Annotated in this window: 12 protein-coding genes; 9 read left to right on the top strand and 3 right to left on the bottom strand. The window is 49.9% G+C overall.

The window, feature by feature from the left end; translation table 11 throughout:
• Nucleotides 1-59 precede the first annotated feature (59 nt).
• The 5 genes from DW922_RS08335 to DW922_RS08315 all read left to right on the top strand — a co-directional run bounded on the left by DW922_RS08335 (nucleotide 60) and on the right by DW922_RS08315 (nucleotide 5205).
• Nucleotides 60-1196, top strand: a complete 1137-nt coding sequence (locus DW922_RS08335; RefSeq protein WP_118719356.1) for an acyl-CoA dehydrogenase family protein — start codon at nucleotides 60-62, stop codon at nucleotides 1194-1196.
• Nucleotides 1197-1288: 92 nt separating this feature from the next.
• Nucleotides 1289-2074 carry an electron transfer flavoprotein subunit beta/FixA family protein gene (locus tag DW922_RS08330; RefSeq protein ID WP_118719354.1) on the top strand — a complete coding sequence of 262 codons (786 nt, stop codon included), beginning with the start codon at nucleotides 1289-1291 and terminating at the stop codon, nucleotides 2072-2074.
• A gap of 14 nt (nucleotides 2075-2088) precedes the next feature.
• Nucleotides 2089-3018, top strand: coding sequence for an electron transfer flavoprotein subunit alpha/FixB family protein (locus tag DW922_RS08325; RefSeq protein ID WP_118726320.1), 930 nt, complete (start codon nucleotides 2089-2091; stop codon nucleotides 3016-3018).
• Between the two features lie 57 nt (nucleotides 3019-3075).
• Complete coding sequence (locus DW922_RS08320; RefSeq protein ID WP_118726319.1) at nucleotides 3076-4494, top strand: FAD-binding oxidoreductase; 1419 nt, start codon at nucleotides 3076-3078, stop codon at nucleotides 4492-4494.
• A 15-nt stretch (nucleotides 4495-4509) separates the two neighbouring features.
• Nucleotides 4510-5205, top strand: a complete 696-nt coding sequence (locus DW922_RS08315; RefSeq protein ID WP_118719350.1) for an FCD domain-containing protein — start codon at nucleotides 4510-4512, stop codon at nucleotides 5203-5205.
• Nucleotides 5206-5357: 152 nt separating this feature from the next.
• Here DW922_RS08315 and DW922_RS08310 read toward each other — a convergent pair whose 3' ends face one another.
• On the bottom strand, nucleotides 5358-5486 hold the full coding sequence (locus DW922_RS08310; protein ID WP_118719405.1) for an SDR family oxidoreductase: 129 nt from the start codon (nucleotides 5484-5486) through the stop codon (nucleotides 5358-5360).
• 299 nt (nucleotides 5487-5785) lie between these two features.
• On the opposite strand from DW922_RS08310, the gene DW922_RS08305 reads away from it, so the two are divergent.
• The 4 genes from DW922_RS08305 to DW922_RS08290 all read left to right on the top strand — a co-directional run bounded on the left by DW922_RS08305 (nucleotide 5786) and on the right by DW922_RS08290 (nucleotide 10611).
• Nucleotides 5786-6829, top strand: a complete 1044-nt coding sequence (locus DW922_RS08305) for a transglutaminase domain-containing protein (RefSeq protein WP_118726318.1) — start codon at nucleotides 5786-5788, stop codon at nucleotides 6827-6829.
• A gap of 1 nt (nucleotide 6830) precedes the next feature.
• Nucleotides 6831-7799 carry a DUF3878 family protein gene (locus DW922_RS08300; protein ID WP_118726317.1) on the top strand — a complete coding sequence of 323 codons (969 nt, stop codon included), beginning with the start codon at nucleotides 6831-6833 and terminating at the stop codon, nucleotides 7797-7799.
• Between the two features lie 90 nt (nucleotides 7800-7889).
• On the top strand, nucleotides 7890-8525 hold the full coding sequence (locus DW922_RS08295; RefSeq protein WP_347560288.1) for a biotin transporter BioY: 636 nt from the start codon (nucleotides 7890-7892) through the stop codon (nucleotides 8523-8525).
• Nucleotides 8526-8640: 115 nt separating this feature from the next.
• Nucleotides 8641-10611, top strand: coding sequence for an oleate hydratase (locus DW922_RS08290; RefSeq protein WP_118726316.1), 1971 nt, complete (start codon nucleotides 8641-8643; stop codon nucleotides 10609-10611).
• Between the two features lie 88 nt (nucleotides 10612-10699).
• On the opposite strand, the gene DW922_RS08285 is transcribed toward DW922_RS08290, so the two are convergent.
• On the bottom strand, nucleotides 10700-11893 hold the full coding sequence (locus tag DW922_RS08285; RefSeq protein WP_118726315.1) for an iron-containing alcohol dehydrogenase: 1194 nt from the start codon (nucleotides 11891-11893) through the stop codon (nucleotides 10700-10702).
• Nucleotides 11894-11964: 71 nt separating this feature from the next.
• Entirely contained in the window at nucleotides 11965-12813 is an 849-nt protein-coding gene (locus DW922_RS08280; RefSeq protein ID WP_243032137.1) for a polysaccharide deacetylase family protein, read from the bottom strand.
• Between the last annotated feature and the right edge of the window lie 141 nt (nucleotides 12814-12954).

Genomic DNA, 12954 nt, shown 5'->3' with positions numbered 1-12954 from the left:
ATGAAACTTAAAATACAGATTTTCATGACAATTTATTTCTGAAAGGGAGGATCATTGATATGAGTTACATTATTTCTGAAGATGGCAAGGAGCTTTTAAAGGATGTCCGCGATTTCTGCATTAACGAAGTGAAGGAACAGGTAAAGGAATACGATATTTCCGGTGAGTGGCCGAAGGAGATTTACGATCAGGCCATTGAGATGCAGCTTCATATGATGGATGTTCCGGAGGAGTACGGCGGACTTGGTCTGGATCATATGGACCAGGCAGCTATCGTGGAGCAGATCGCATGGGCCGATGCCGGTGTGGCAGTTACCTTAAACGGAAACGGCCTGGCATTAAAGCCGGTGCTCTTAGCAGGAAATGAAGAGCAGAAAAAGAAATGCTGCGATATCATCATTAATGGTGGCTTTGGTTCCTTTGCCCTGACTGAGCCGAATGCCGGATGTGATGCAGGTGCAGGAAAGACTACCGCAGTCCGCGAGGGCGATGAATATGTATTAAATGGAAGAAAGTGCTTTATCACCAACGCAAGCGTAGCTGATTTCTTTGTAGTTACCGCTATGACTGCCAAGGATCAGGGGACAAAAGGTATTTCAGCCTTCCTTGTATACAAGGGAACTCCTGGCCTGAGTGTAGGAAACCATGAGAACAAAATGGGTATCCGCTGCTCAACCACCAGTGATGTACTTCTGGAGGATGTCCGCATCCCGGCTGAGAACCGTCTTGGTGAAGAAGGAACCGGTTTCATTACCGCAATGAAGACTCTGGATCTGGCACGTACCTGGTGTGCAGTTATCGGTGTCGGTGTTGCACAGAGATGTATCGATGAGGCAGTTGCTTATTCCAAACAGCGCGTACAGTTTGGCAAGCCGATCTGCAAGAACCAGGCGATCCAGTTCAAGATCGCAGACATGGAGATCCGTACCGAGGCATCCAGACAGCTGATCGCACATTCCATCCGTCTGGCTGATATGGGACTTCCGTTCAGCAAAGAATCCGCAGCAGCAAAGTGCTTTGCAGGTGATTCTGTAATGCAGACTGCGATCGATGCAGTCCAGATCCTTGGTGGTTACGGTTACAGCCGTGAGTACCCGGTAGAGAAGCTGATGCGTGATGCAAAGATCTTCCAGATCTTCGAGGGAACGAACGAGATCCAGCGTATGGTAGTAGGAAGAACCGTGATCGGTAAATAAAATAAGAAAGTCTGCGCGTTCCGGGAAATAAAAAAGTTTCCCGGAATGCGAAAAAAGATAGCAAGAGAGGAATAAGGAGGATATAAAATCTTATGGATATTCTGGTATTTGTAAAACAGGTTCCGGATGACAGCGTGGAGATCCACTTAGACAGCGCTGGAACACCGGCAACAAAAGATGTAGAAAAGGTGACAAACGCATTTGATACCTATGCACTGGAGCTCGCAGCCCGTTACACCGAGGCGAATGGCGGTGAGGTTACCGTGGCAGCGATCGGAACCGAGGACTGCACCAGCATGATGAAGAATCTCCTGGCAGTTGGAGCAAAGAAAGCATACTTATTCAAAGATGAGGTATTTGCCGGAGCGGATGAAGGCGCAGTAGCAGCGTATCTTGCAAAAGTAGTAAAGAAATGCGAAGCAGAAAACGGCCAGCCTTACGGCATGATCCTCTGCGGTAAGGAATCCACTGACGAGATCAGCGGCCAGGTAGGCGCGCGTCTTGCTGAACTCCTTGGAACCGGCTTTGTATCCAGCGTGATCGAGGTAGAACCGCAGGATGACAGTCTTATTGCAAAGCAGGAGACCGAGGAAGGATACATCCGCTATAGTGTGGCACAGCCGGCAGTATTTACCATTGCAAAGCCAGCATACGATCCGCGTTATCCAAACATCAAGGCAAAGCTGGCAGCAAGAAAAGCCGTTGTCCCGGTATTTACTGCAGCAGATGCAGAGGTTTCCAAGGTAGAAGCCCTGGTATCCTTAAAGGGCTACAGCGAGCCGCCGAAGAGAAGCGCAGGCGTCCGCATCAAGGAAAAAGAAGCAGCAGAAGCTGTCCGCAAGGCAATGGAAAAAATGCTGCAGGATAAGGCATTGTAAGGAGGAGACCGAACATGAAGGTACTGGTATATATCGAAGCAAAAGAAGGAACCCCTCTGCAGGGCAGCCTGGAGCTTCTGTCCGCAGCAAACGGACTGGGCGAGGCATCTGCAGTAGCAGTAGAAGATACTGAGGCAGCGAAAAAGGCTGCAGAGTACGGTGCAAAGGTTGTAGTATTAAAGACCGCTGATACATCAGAGGATGCACAGGCAGCAGCACTGGAGGGTTATATCAAAGAGACTCAGCCGGAATTGGTGCTGTTTTCCGGAAGCCAGCTTGGAAAGGACCTTGCACCGCGTCTGGCACAGCGCTTTAACGCAGGCTGTGTTACCGATGTAACCGTCATTGAGAAGTCCGGTGCAGGTGTGGAGTTTGTACGTCCGGCTTACGGCGGCACGGTTCTGGAGCGCATGAGCGTGGCAGGTAGCATTCAGTTTGCAACTGTCCGCAGCGGCAGCTTTGCAAAGCCGGAAGCAGCAGAAGGCAGCGTAGAAGAAAAAGAAGCAGGCGTATCGGAGGCAGTAAAGGCTAAGATCGTAGACGCAGCAAAAGAGATCGCAGAGGCAGTTGACCTGGAAGGTGCCGACGTCATCGTAACCGGCGGCCGCGGCATGGGCGATGCAGAAGGCTTCAAGCTGGTAGAAGAGCTGGCTTCCCTGCTTGGCGGTGTTGTTGGTGCATCCCGTCCGGCAATCGAAGAGGGCTGGGCATCCCGTGCACATCAGGTCGGCCAGTCCGGTAAGATCGTTGCGCCAAAACTTTACATTGCCTGCGGCGTATCCGGAGCTATGCAGCATGTATCCGGAATCATGGGATCCAAATACATTGTAGCGATCAACAAGGATGAGGCAGCATCCATCTTTGATATCGCAGATGTAGGAATCGTGGGAGATGTCAAAGAGATCCTTCCGCTTCTGATCGAGGAGATCAAAAACAGAAAATAACGTTCGTTCGATTTGATTATTGGTGAGGCTTACATTATAATATGAGGAGGAATTACAATGGAAAAATATAATCAGCTGACTCCGGAAATCATTGCACAGATCCAGGCAGTGTCCGATCATGTTCTCGTGGGAGACGACATCAACGTAGATTTCGCAAGAGATGAGATGCCGATCTACGGCACCCATATGCCGGATCTGGTTGTACAGCCGACTTCTACCGAAGAGGTTGCCGCAGTCATGAAGATCTGCTATGAGAACACCATTCCGGTTACCCCGAGAGGCGCAGGTACCGGTCTGGCAGGCGGCGCAGTTCCGTTACTTGGCGGAGTTTTGATGGACACTTCCAAAATGAACCGGATCTTAAACTACGATATGGAGAACTTCGTAGTCGAGATCGAGAGCGGCGTGCTGTTGAACGATCTGGCCAATGACTGCTTAAGCAAGGGTATGATGTACCCGCCGGATCCGGGCGAAAAGTTCGCATGTGTAGGCGGCAACGTATCCACCAATGCAGGCGGCATGAGAGCCGTAAAGTACGGCGCAACCCGTGATTATGTACGTGCCATGACTGTCGTCCTTCCAACTGGTGAAATCACCCATCTGGGTGCAACTGTTTCCAAGACCTCATCCGGTTATTCCCTGTTAAACTTAATGATCGGTTCTGAGGGAACCCTTGGTATCATCACAGAGCTGACCTTAAAGATCATTCCGGCTCCGAAGGTTGTTGCATCCCTGATCATTCCGTTTGAGGATTTAAACACCGCACTTTCTACGGTTCCGAAGATCAAGATGTCCGGCTTAAACCCGCAGGCGATCGAGTTCATGGAGCGTGAGATCGTGTTAAGCTCCGAACGCTACATTGGCCGCAGCGTATTCCCGCAGGAGTTAGAGGGCCAGCAGATCGGTGCTTACCTTCTGGTTACCCTGGATGCAGGAAGCCAGGATGAGCTGGACAATATGTTAGAGCAGATGGCTGAGCTGGTTCTGGATGCCGGTGCTATGGATGTTCTCGTTGCAGATACCCCGGCCAAGATCAAAGACGCATGGGCAGCACGTTCTTCCTTCCTGGAAGCAATCATGCATGAGACAAAGCTGTTAGATGAGTGTGACGTTGTAGTTCCGGTCAATAAAATCGCAGATTACCTGGATTTTGTGAACAAGACCGGCGAAGAGTGTGGCCTGACCATCAAATCCTTTGGTCACGCAGGCGACGGAAACCTTCATATCTACCAGTGCTCCAATGACCTGGAGGAGGAAGAATTCAAGTCCCGCGTTGACAAATTCTTTGAGATCATCTACAAAGAAGCAACCAACTGCGGCGGTCTGGTATCCGGCGAGCACGGTATCGGTTCCGGCAAGATCAAATACCTGATCGACTCTGTCGGTGAAACCAACATGGCACTTATGGAAGGCATCAAGCGCGTATTTGACCCGAAGATGATCTTAAATCCAGGAAAGGTCTGCTATCGTCTGTAGGAGGACTGACTTTACGTGGAAGAAAGAAACAACCAGAAAGCATACGAACGAGTATTTGATTATTTTACGGCGGAGATTACCTCAGGCAATCTCCGCCTGAATGATAAGATCCCGACAGAGCGGGCTTTGTCGGAAACCCTGAAGGTCAGCCGCAATTCAGCGAGAGAAGCACTTCATGTTCTCGAGATGATGGGGCTGATCGAGTGCATTCAGGGAAGCGGAAACTATATCCGCTGCAACACAAAGGAATATATGACAAGGCTGATGTCGCTGACCATGGTACTGCAGCACATCGACTATACAGAGGTCTTTGAGATGCGCTGCGGGTTTGAGCAGACAGCACTTGCGGCAGCCATGGAGGATGCAGGTGCGGAGGAGCTGGAGCGGATGCATGAGGTCCTGGAGAAAATGGACCAGCCTATGAGCGCCCAGGAAAGCGCAGCCCTGGATCTGGAATTTCATAAGATCTTAATGGAAATGTCCCACAACCAGCTCATGATCTTTTATGTGGATCAGATGGAGGATCTGCTAAAGCTGTTTGTGAAGGATTTAAGAACCTCGATCCTTTCTGACCGGCGCCGTGCGGCAGTTTTAAGAAAAGCGCACTGGGATATTTACGAGGCGCTGAAAATCCGAGATGAGGCAGCGGGAGCGAAGGCGCTGAAGAAGCATTTTACCGTAGTGCGCAAGCACTTGGAGAAGCTGATCTAAAGGCAAGAGCTGAATTTTGCTGATTACTTAGGGCGCACCGTCAGTCTGCGGATGTGCCCGTCTTTGGTAAACAGATTTCCCAGTCCCTCGTAATCTTTATTTTCTATGGCATCAATATACTTTTCAATTGGCAGCATCTGTCTTATCCCCCTTTAGTAAACTTTTTCCGTATTTAAAAGCGCATCGGTACCGCCATCCACAAACATGACAATGCCGTTGATTCCGCAGGCTTTTTCGGATGCGAGAAAAACAATGGCCAGTGCGATCTCCTTCGGATCTATGAAGGTTTCCTACGCTCAGATCGGAGGCATCGAGCGAGGAGACCACACTCCGGACGGTCCGAGGTTTCCGAAACCCAGGAAAGCAGTTCCTGGCGCCGTCTGGCGGTTGTAACTGTGCCAAGCGGGTAGTGGTGCTCCGGGGAAATATGGAGAATATTTGTCTGCAATGATTTGACATTTCGGAGAAGATAAATGAATTCTGGGAAAAATCCGATGCAGAAAATAAGAAAGAATGTTATAATCCTATATGATTAGAGCGTGTTGGGCGAAATTTATTTGCAGAAAGAAGTAGAAACAAGATGGTTGTAACCTATTATTATGATCATATGACAAAACCCCGCCAGGCAGCTTACCGGAGTATGCTTGCTGGGCTTACAGAACTTTCAGACAGCTTCCAGCTGCCCCTTTTGGAGGCAAAGGAGCTCTCGGAAGTATTTTTGCTGCTCAGGCTGGATCACCCGGAGCTTTTCTGGGCATCCGGGTTTCATTTCCTGCATTACCAGGATTCCCCGAATCTCATTATGAAGCCGGAGTATCTGTTTGACAAGGGCAAGATCCGCGAACACCAGAAGGCCATGACGGCACGGGTAGAAAAGCTGGTCCGCCCGGCAAAGACGCTTTCCGAATGGGAAAAGGAAAAATATATTCACGATTTTATCTGCGAGAATATCCGCTATGACAAGTTAAAAAAGGCTTATTCCCATGAAATCATTGGTCCGCTTGGGCAGGGCGTAGGAGTCTGTGAGGGAATCGCCAAAGCAGTAAAGATCCTTTGCGATGCCCTTGGGATCTGGTGTATGATCGCAATCTGCGGCAATAATCCGGAAAAAGGCATCAAATACCGCCATACCTGGAACATTGTCCGCATCGACGGCGTGTATTATCATCTGGATGCCACGTTTGACAACAGTCTGGGAAAATGCAGTGTGACTGGGGAGGAAATCCGCTACGATTATTTCAATCTGGACGATAAAGCCATCTTCCGGGACCATGAGCCGCTGATCGCGCCTGCACCAGCCTGCAGCAACAGCGATCATTTCTATTATAAGGAAAAGAAGTTGTCGTTTACCAGACTGGAGGATGTAAAAAAACGGGCACTGCAGGCGGCAAAGAAGGGAAAACTCTTGACCTTTCACTGGCGGGGTGGTTATCTGACCAAACAGGTTCTGGAGGACTTGCTGGAACAGATCCAGGAAGCAGGAAAAGAACGCGGAAAAACGCCGCATGTCAATCTGAACTGGTCCCAGGCAGTTTTGCGCATCCACTATACAGATGAGGCAGACATAACGCCGGCAGAGCCAGACATCAATATGGAAGAAGCAAACGAAGGAGAGCAGGAATAACATGAACGCATACCGGATGCTGGAGATTCTGATCCAGCAGAATCAGTTTGAACTCCTGAAGGGGAAAGATGAGTTTCACACACCGCAGGATATCCGCCTGGTTTACCTGATGAACGATGCGGTGGAATGTTTTCTGGCATTCCGGAACGCGCGGATCACCGGAGACTATCTTGCAGAATATGAGGGAGAACTGGAAACTCATCTGGACCGCAGGGAAGAGCGCTCCGCGCTGGTGGTCCACCAGGGACACAATGTCTTCACCCTGTTTTTTGAGAAGCTGGAGCCGGAATATCATCTGTACGATTACGGGCAGATTGGCCATTTCTGGGTGAAGGGTTATGACTATCTGCGGCAGTTAGAATACCGCATTGCCATTTTGTGGGATAAATACAAATATATGGGCGAGGACTGCTGTAATGAGGAAGAACAGAAGCTGGCCTGGCTTGCGAAGTTCCCACCTTTGAATTTTACCTGTTATCCGTCTGTTCCACCACAGTATCTCCCGGACCGGGAAGATGGCTGGGTACTGGCAGAAGAAGCATGGGAAGTTATGATGGAGCTTGCAAAAGAAGCAGGCGATCACTCATTGCAGCGTGCACTGGAGAGATACCGTAAACACCCGGGCAAATGGATGGCGAAGCATGTGGCAAGGCTTCTGCACCGGAAATCCCACGCAAAGACGGTCGACCTTCTGGCAGAAAAGCTAAAGACAGTTGCATCCGCTTATCCGGACCGGAGCTTTGGGCAGGAGCGGGACACCAAGTATGGGATCGCCATGAAAGCGGCGCTGGAAGGGCAGAAGGTTCTGGCAGAAAAAGGAATCCAGTCTGTGGTCCTTCGGGAAGAACCATTCGTAGAGGCAGCTGATACCCTGGATTTTAAGGCACATCTGATGATCTGGATGCCGGGGATCATAAACCGGAAAACAGAGATCCGGACCTTTACTTTTTCAGCGAAGGAAATAAAATAAGTATTCTTGTATATTCTCGTGATGCACGCTATAATGGTTTATGGATATTTCCTTAGGAAATAAAAGAAGAAAAAGGAATAAGAGAAAAGAATGAGAGACAACATGATTACAAAACGCCATCGCAGTGCGGTGGATGGCGGGACATCACGGAGTACATCCCGCAGCCTGACGATGGATGCGGCAGTCAGCGGCCTGTTTGCCGCGCTGATCGCGATTGGTGCATTTATGAAAATTGTGATTCCGGTTGGCGTAGATACCATGAATTTTACCCTGCAGTGGCTGTTCGTATTGCTGGCAGGACTGCTGCTTGGATCGAGGCGGGCTTCCCGGAGCGTAGCTACGTACCTGATCACCGGACTGATCGGCTTCCCCATCTTTGCCCGTGGCGGCGGCCCGGCTTATCTTTTGCGGCCGACCTTCGGGTTTCTGCTTGGCTTTGCCATTGCAGCGTGGGTGATGGGCTTCCTTAGTGAAAAGCTTCATCCATCCAAAGCTATTTCCTGGTTTTGGGTTAGCCTGGCAGGTTATGCTGCATACTACGGAATGGGAATCCTCTATTTTTATATGATCACACACCTGTTATCCTCCCAGACTCCGACAGCGCTTAGCGTGATCTTCGGCGTGTACTGCCTGCCGACCATGCTTCCAGACCTGATGCTTTGCGTTCTGGCTATTATGATCGCAGGACGGCTCCGCCCGGTGGTACAGGCATCCTTAAATGGATAAGAATTTTACACCTGGGAATACTAAATGAAAAAGCAATGGATCGTCATGGTTTTGACGGTCCATTGTTCATATGAGTATCAAGAACTTTATATTTACAGGAAAGAAGGAGAAGACAATGAACAAGAAACTTGCAAAGCTTGGTGCAGCGTCACTTCTGGCAGTTGGGGCTGGAACTATGCTGATGAAAAAGAACAGCATGGGAGCAAAAAATCCGCAGACAAAAGCACAGCGCCAGAAAGAACTGGAGGAGTACCGCAATACCGAGCGCGGGAAACAGGCAAAGAACAGCAAAGGAATCTATTATTCAAATGGTAACTATGAGGCCTTTGCACGTCCAGAGAAGCCGGAAGGTGTTGATGAAAAATCTGCCTATATTGTGGGAAGTGGCCTTGCGGCGCTGGCAGCAGCCTGCTTCCTGGTCCGTGACGGACAGATGAAGGGAGAGCATATCCACATTCTGGAAGCGATGGACATTGCCGGTGGTGCCTGCGATGGTATCGAGGATCCGCTCCGCGGCTATGTGATGCGCGGCGGCCGTGAGATGGAGGACCATTTTGAGTGCCTGTGGGATCTGTTCCACAGCATTCCATCCCTGGAGACACCGGGAGCATCTGTATTGGACGAATATTACTGGCTGAACAAGCATGACCCGAACTACTCCCTCTGCCGTGCGACCAAAAACCGTGGCGAAGATGCCCATACCGATGGAAAGTTCAACTTAAGCCAGAAGGGCTGCATGGAGATCATGAAGCTGTTCTTTACCCGTGACGAAGACCTTTATGACAAGAAAATAGAAGATGTCTTCGATGATGAGGTATTTGGCTCAACGTTCTGGCTGTACTGGCGCACCATGTTTGCTTTTGAAACCTGGCATAGTGCCTTGGAGATGAAGCTGTATTTCCAGCGTTTCATCCATCATATCGGCGGACTCCCGGATTTCTCTGCATTGAAGTTCACAAAATACAACCAGTATGATTCCCTGATCCTGCCGATGCAGAAATACCTTGAGGACGCAGGCGTGCAGTTCCAGTTCAATACCCGTGTTACGAATGTTCTCTTCGATATCGAGGGTACGAAGAAGACCGCGAAGAAGATCATCTGCAGTGTCAATGGAATGGAGACCGAGATCCCGCTGACCGAAAAAGACCTTGTTTTTGTCACCAATGGAAGCTGCACGGAAGGAACCATTTACGGTGACCAGGATCATGCGCCGGTGGGCGATGCCGAGCGCCGCGTCAGTGGCTGCTGGGAGCTGTGGAAAAATATCGCAAAGCAGCATGACGCGTTTGGACACCCGGAAAAATTCTGTTCTGATATTGAAAAAACAAACTGGGAATCTGCAACGGTCACCACATCAGATGATACGATCATCTCCTATATCCAGAAGATCTGCAAACGCGATCCGCGAAGCGGCCGTGTGGTGACCGGCGGCATTGTAAGCTGCCAGGATTCCAAGTGGCTCTTAAGCTGGACCATCAACCGTCAGGGACAGTTCAAAAACCAGAAGAAGGAAGAAATCTGCGTCTGGATCTACAGTCTCTTTACCGACGTGCCGGGTGACTATATCAAAAAGCCGATGCGGGAATGCACCGGTAAGGAAATCACGGCTGAGTGGCTGTACCATATGGGAGTGCCGGCAGACCAGATCGACGAGCTGGCTGAAAACCATGCTGTCTGCGTGCCGACCATGATGCCGTATATCACTGCCTTCTTTATGCCGAGAAGAAAAGGCGACCGCCCGGATGTTATCCCGGATGGCTGTGTGAACTTCGCCTTCCTGGGACAGTTTGCCGAAACTCCACGTGACACCATCTTCACGACCGAGTATTCCGTGCGCACTGCCATGGAGTCTGTATACGGCCTGCTTGGAGTAGACCGAGGCGTGCCGGAGGTATGGGGCAGTGTCTACGATATCCGCAACCTCTTAGACAGCACCGTAAAACTGATGGACGGCAAATCCCCGCTTGAGATGGAGCTTCCGGGACCGCTTAACATGTTAAAGAAACCATTATTAAAGAAAATCAAAGGAACTGTAATCGAAAAAGTTTTGCGTGACCATGATATCATTCGCGATGGGATGATTTGAATGTAACAATTTGATTAACTTTAATAGGGCCGTGTGAGTTGCCTTTCGGCAACTTACACGGCCCTTGTCATATACTTAAATTGTTATTTTAAAATTTCGCAGCGTGATTTGCATTTTTGTAGATTTGGCAGATGTCTTCCTCGCCCAGGACCTTAAAGCTTCCTATGGTGCGGCTGCGGTGGTAGGAGCAGCGGTAAGCCAGGTCATGGAGTGTGACATCATCCTGCACTCCGATATCTTTATTATCTTCGAATGAGGTCGGCATACCGATGGAGCGGAAGAATCCAACCGTTTTTTTGATTCCCTCCATGGCGGCTTCTGTTTCGTCAGAAATGGTTACACCCCAGACATTTTTCGCGAAGCGGGCAAAACGGGAAATCTTTGCGTCGCAGACATAATTCGCCCAGGAACCCCATACCGTCGCAAGAGAAGCACCGTGTGCAGTATCAAACATAGCGGAGAGCTCATGTCCGATCTGGTGGACTGCAAAGTCTTTGTTGCCGCCAAGTCCGGTCAGGCCGTTGTGGGAAAGGGAACCGGCCCACATCAGTTCACTCATGGAATCGTAATCGTGCGGATTCTGGACTGCGATCCGGCCATTGGCAATGACGGTGCGAAGAAGTGCCTCCGCAATCGCGTCGGTCAGCTCATTGTCGAGCGGATTGAAATAGCGGTCCATGGTATGCATCATGATATCGGTCACTCCGCAGGCAACCTGGTACGGCGGGAGTGTGAGTGTCAGCTCCGGATTCATGATGGCAAAGCGTGGGCGGTTTAATTCTGTGTTAAGGCCACGCTTGACACCTTCTGCGAGATTTGTTAAGACAGCAGAATCGCTGGATTCACTTCCGGCTGCGGAAATGGTTAAGATCGCACCGACTGGCAGAGCCTTTTGCGGGGTTTTCTCCCGGATCCAAAACTGCCAGATATCGGTAGGAACATTGGCAGCACCGATGGCGATCGCTTTGGCGGTGTCGAGCACGGAACCGCCGCCGGCTCCTAAGATGAAGTCTGCGCCGAATTTGCGAGCAAGTGCTACGCCTTCGCGGGCATGCTCCAGCGATGGATTTGCTTTTGCACCGCCAAACAGCTCGTAGGTGACATGGTTTTCTGTCAAAATCTGGCAAAGCTGGCCTAATAAGCCGCTTCGCTCGATACTGCCGCTTCCGTATACGAGAAGAACGCGGCTTCCGCCGTATTTACGGATGTAATCGGCAGTCTTTAACTGGGCATCTTTTCCAAACACGATTTCAGTTGGGCAATGATAGGTAAATGCATGCATGATAAGAATTCCCTCCTTTTTCTACTAGAAGTAATCATAGCACGAAATAACAGAGAATTCCAGCAGCTTTCCTACCCAGTAACAATTTCATCCAGACTTCCAAAACGGTAGCCCATTTCCTCCCATTTTGAAAGAAGCTCATCAAGGATTTCCCCATTTGTCTTTGAAGTGCTGTGCAGAAGGACAATGGCTCCCGGGTGGATACGCCCGAGCAGCTTTTTGAAGGCTTCTTCATGTGCAGGCTGCTTGTTTTCGTACCAGTCTACGTAGGCAAGACTCCAGAAAAAGGTGTGATAGCCCATTTCCTTCGCCATTTTCAGATTGGATTCGCTGTATTTCCCCTGGGGCGGGCGATAGTATTTTTTCATGGTCTGTCCGGTGATCTTCTGGTATTTTTCTTCCAGCTTTGATAATTCTTCCGAAAAAGATGCCTGGTCCGCAATCTTTGACATATCCGGATGATGCCAGGTGTGGTTGCCTACAGTATGTCCTTCTGCAACCATGCGTTTGACTAATTCCGGACTGGTTTCGAGGTAATTTCCGACCAGAAAAAAGGCGGCAGGAGCGTTATGCTTTTTTAAGGCATCCAGAATAACTGCGGTGTTTCCGTTTTCATATCCGGCATCAAAGGTGAGATAGATGACAGGGTCTGTGGTGTCTGCGATGTAGTGGGCCTGAAACTGCTTCAGATAATCGGAAGTAGCGTTGCCAACCGGGGGCTTTCCTTCCTGCTGGAAGCTGAGTCCCCAGTTTTCGTAAGCGGGGGAAATGTGGGAAGATGAGGAAGCGGCAAACCTGCTTCCGGCACTGGCTGCAGTTAAGTCAGCAGCAAGTTTGATTCCGGTGTTGTATGTTGGAGCGTTAAGCACCTGTCTGTCGGTTTTGGATGTCATTTCCAGGGTCGAAATAGCATGTGCCACAACACCTCCCGCAAAAAAGGCGCATAAAAACAAAGCGGTTGCAGCGGCCAGTCTTTTACATATGCTGCGTTTGGGATGAGGGAAAAACTGCATGATGATTCTCCAAGACGGAACTTATTACTTCTATATTTACGGTTTCGT

The organism is Clostridium sp. AM42-4 (assembly GCF_003480105.1).
Lineage (GTDB): Bacteria > Bacillota > Clostridia > Lachnospirales > Lachnospiraceae > Brotaphodocola.
Note: the sequence above shows the minus strand (reverse complement) of the source record. Positions and strands in the feature narration are given on the sequence as shown.

Excerpts from the sequence above, each read along its gene's own strand:
- DW922_RS08335 (WP_118719356.1), top strand. The coding sequence starts at position 60 with ATGAGTTACATTATTTCTGAAGATGGCAAGGAGCTTTTAAAGGATGTC.
- DW922_RS08330 (WP_118719354.1), top strand. The coding sequence starts at position 1,289 with ATGGATATTCTGGTATTTGTAAAACAGGTTCCGGATGACAGCGTGGAG.
- DW922_RS08325 (WP_118726320.1), top strand. The coding sequence starts at position 2,089 with ATGAAGGTACTGGTATATATCGAAGCAAAAGAAGGAACCCCTCTGCAG.
- DW922_RS08320 (WP_118726319.1), top strand. The coding sequence starts at position 3,076 with ATGGAAAAATATAATCAGCTGACTCCGGAAATCATTGCACAGATCCAG.
- DW922_RS08305 (WP_118726318.1), top strand. The coding sequence starts at position 5,786 with ATGGTTGTAACCTATTATTATGATCATATGACAAAACCCCGCCAGGCA.
- DW922_RS08300 (WP_118726317.1), top strand. The coding sequence starts at position 6,831 with ATGAACGCATACCGGATGCTGGAGATTCTGATCCAGCAGAATCAGTTT.
- DW922_RS08295 (WP_347560288.1), top strand. The coding sequence starts at position 7,890 with ATGAGAGACAACATGATTACAAAACGCCATCGCAGTGCGGTGGATGGC.
- DW922_RS08290 (WP_118726316.1), top strand. The coding sequence starts at position 8,641 with ATGAACAAGAAACTTGCAAAGCTTGGTGCAGCGTCACTTCTGGCAGTT.
- DW922_RS08285 (WP_118726315.1), bottom strand. The coding sequence starts at position 11,893 with ATGCATGCATTTACCTATCATTGCCCAACTGAAATCGTGTTTGGAAAA.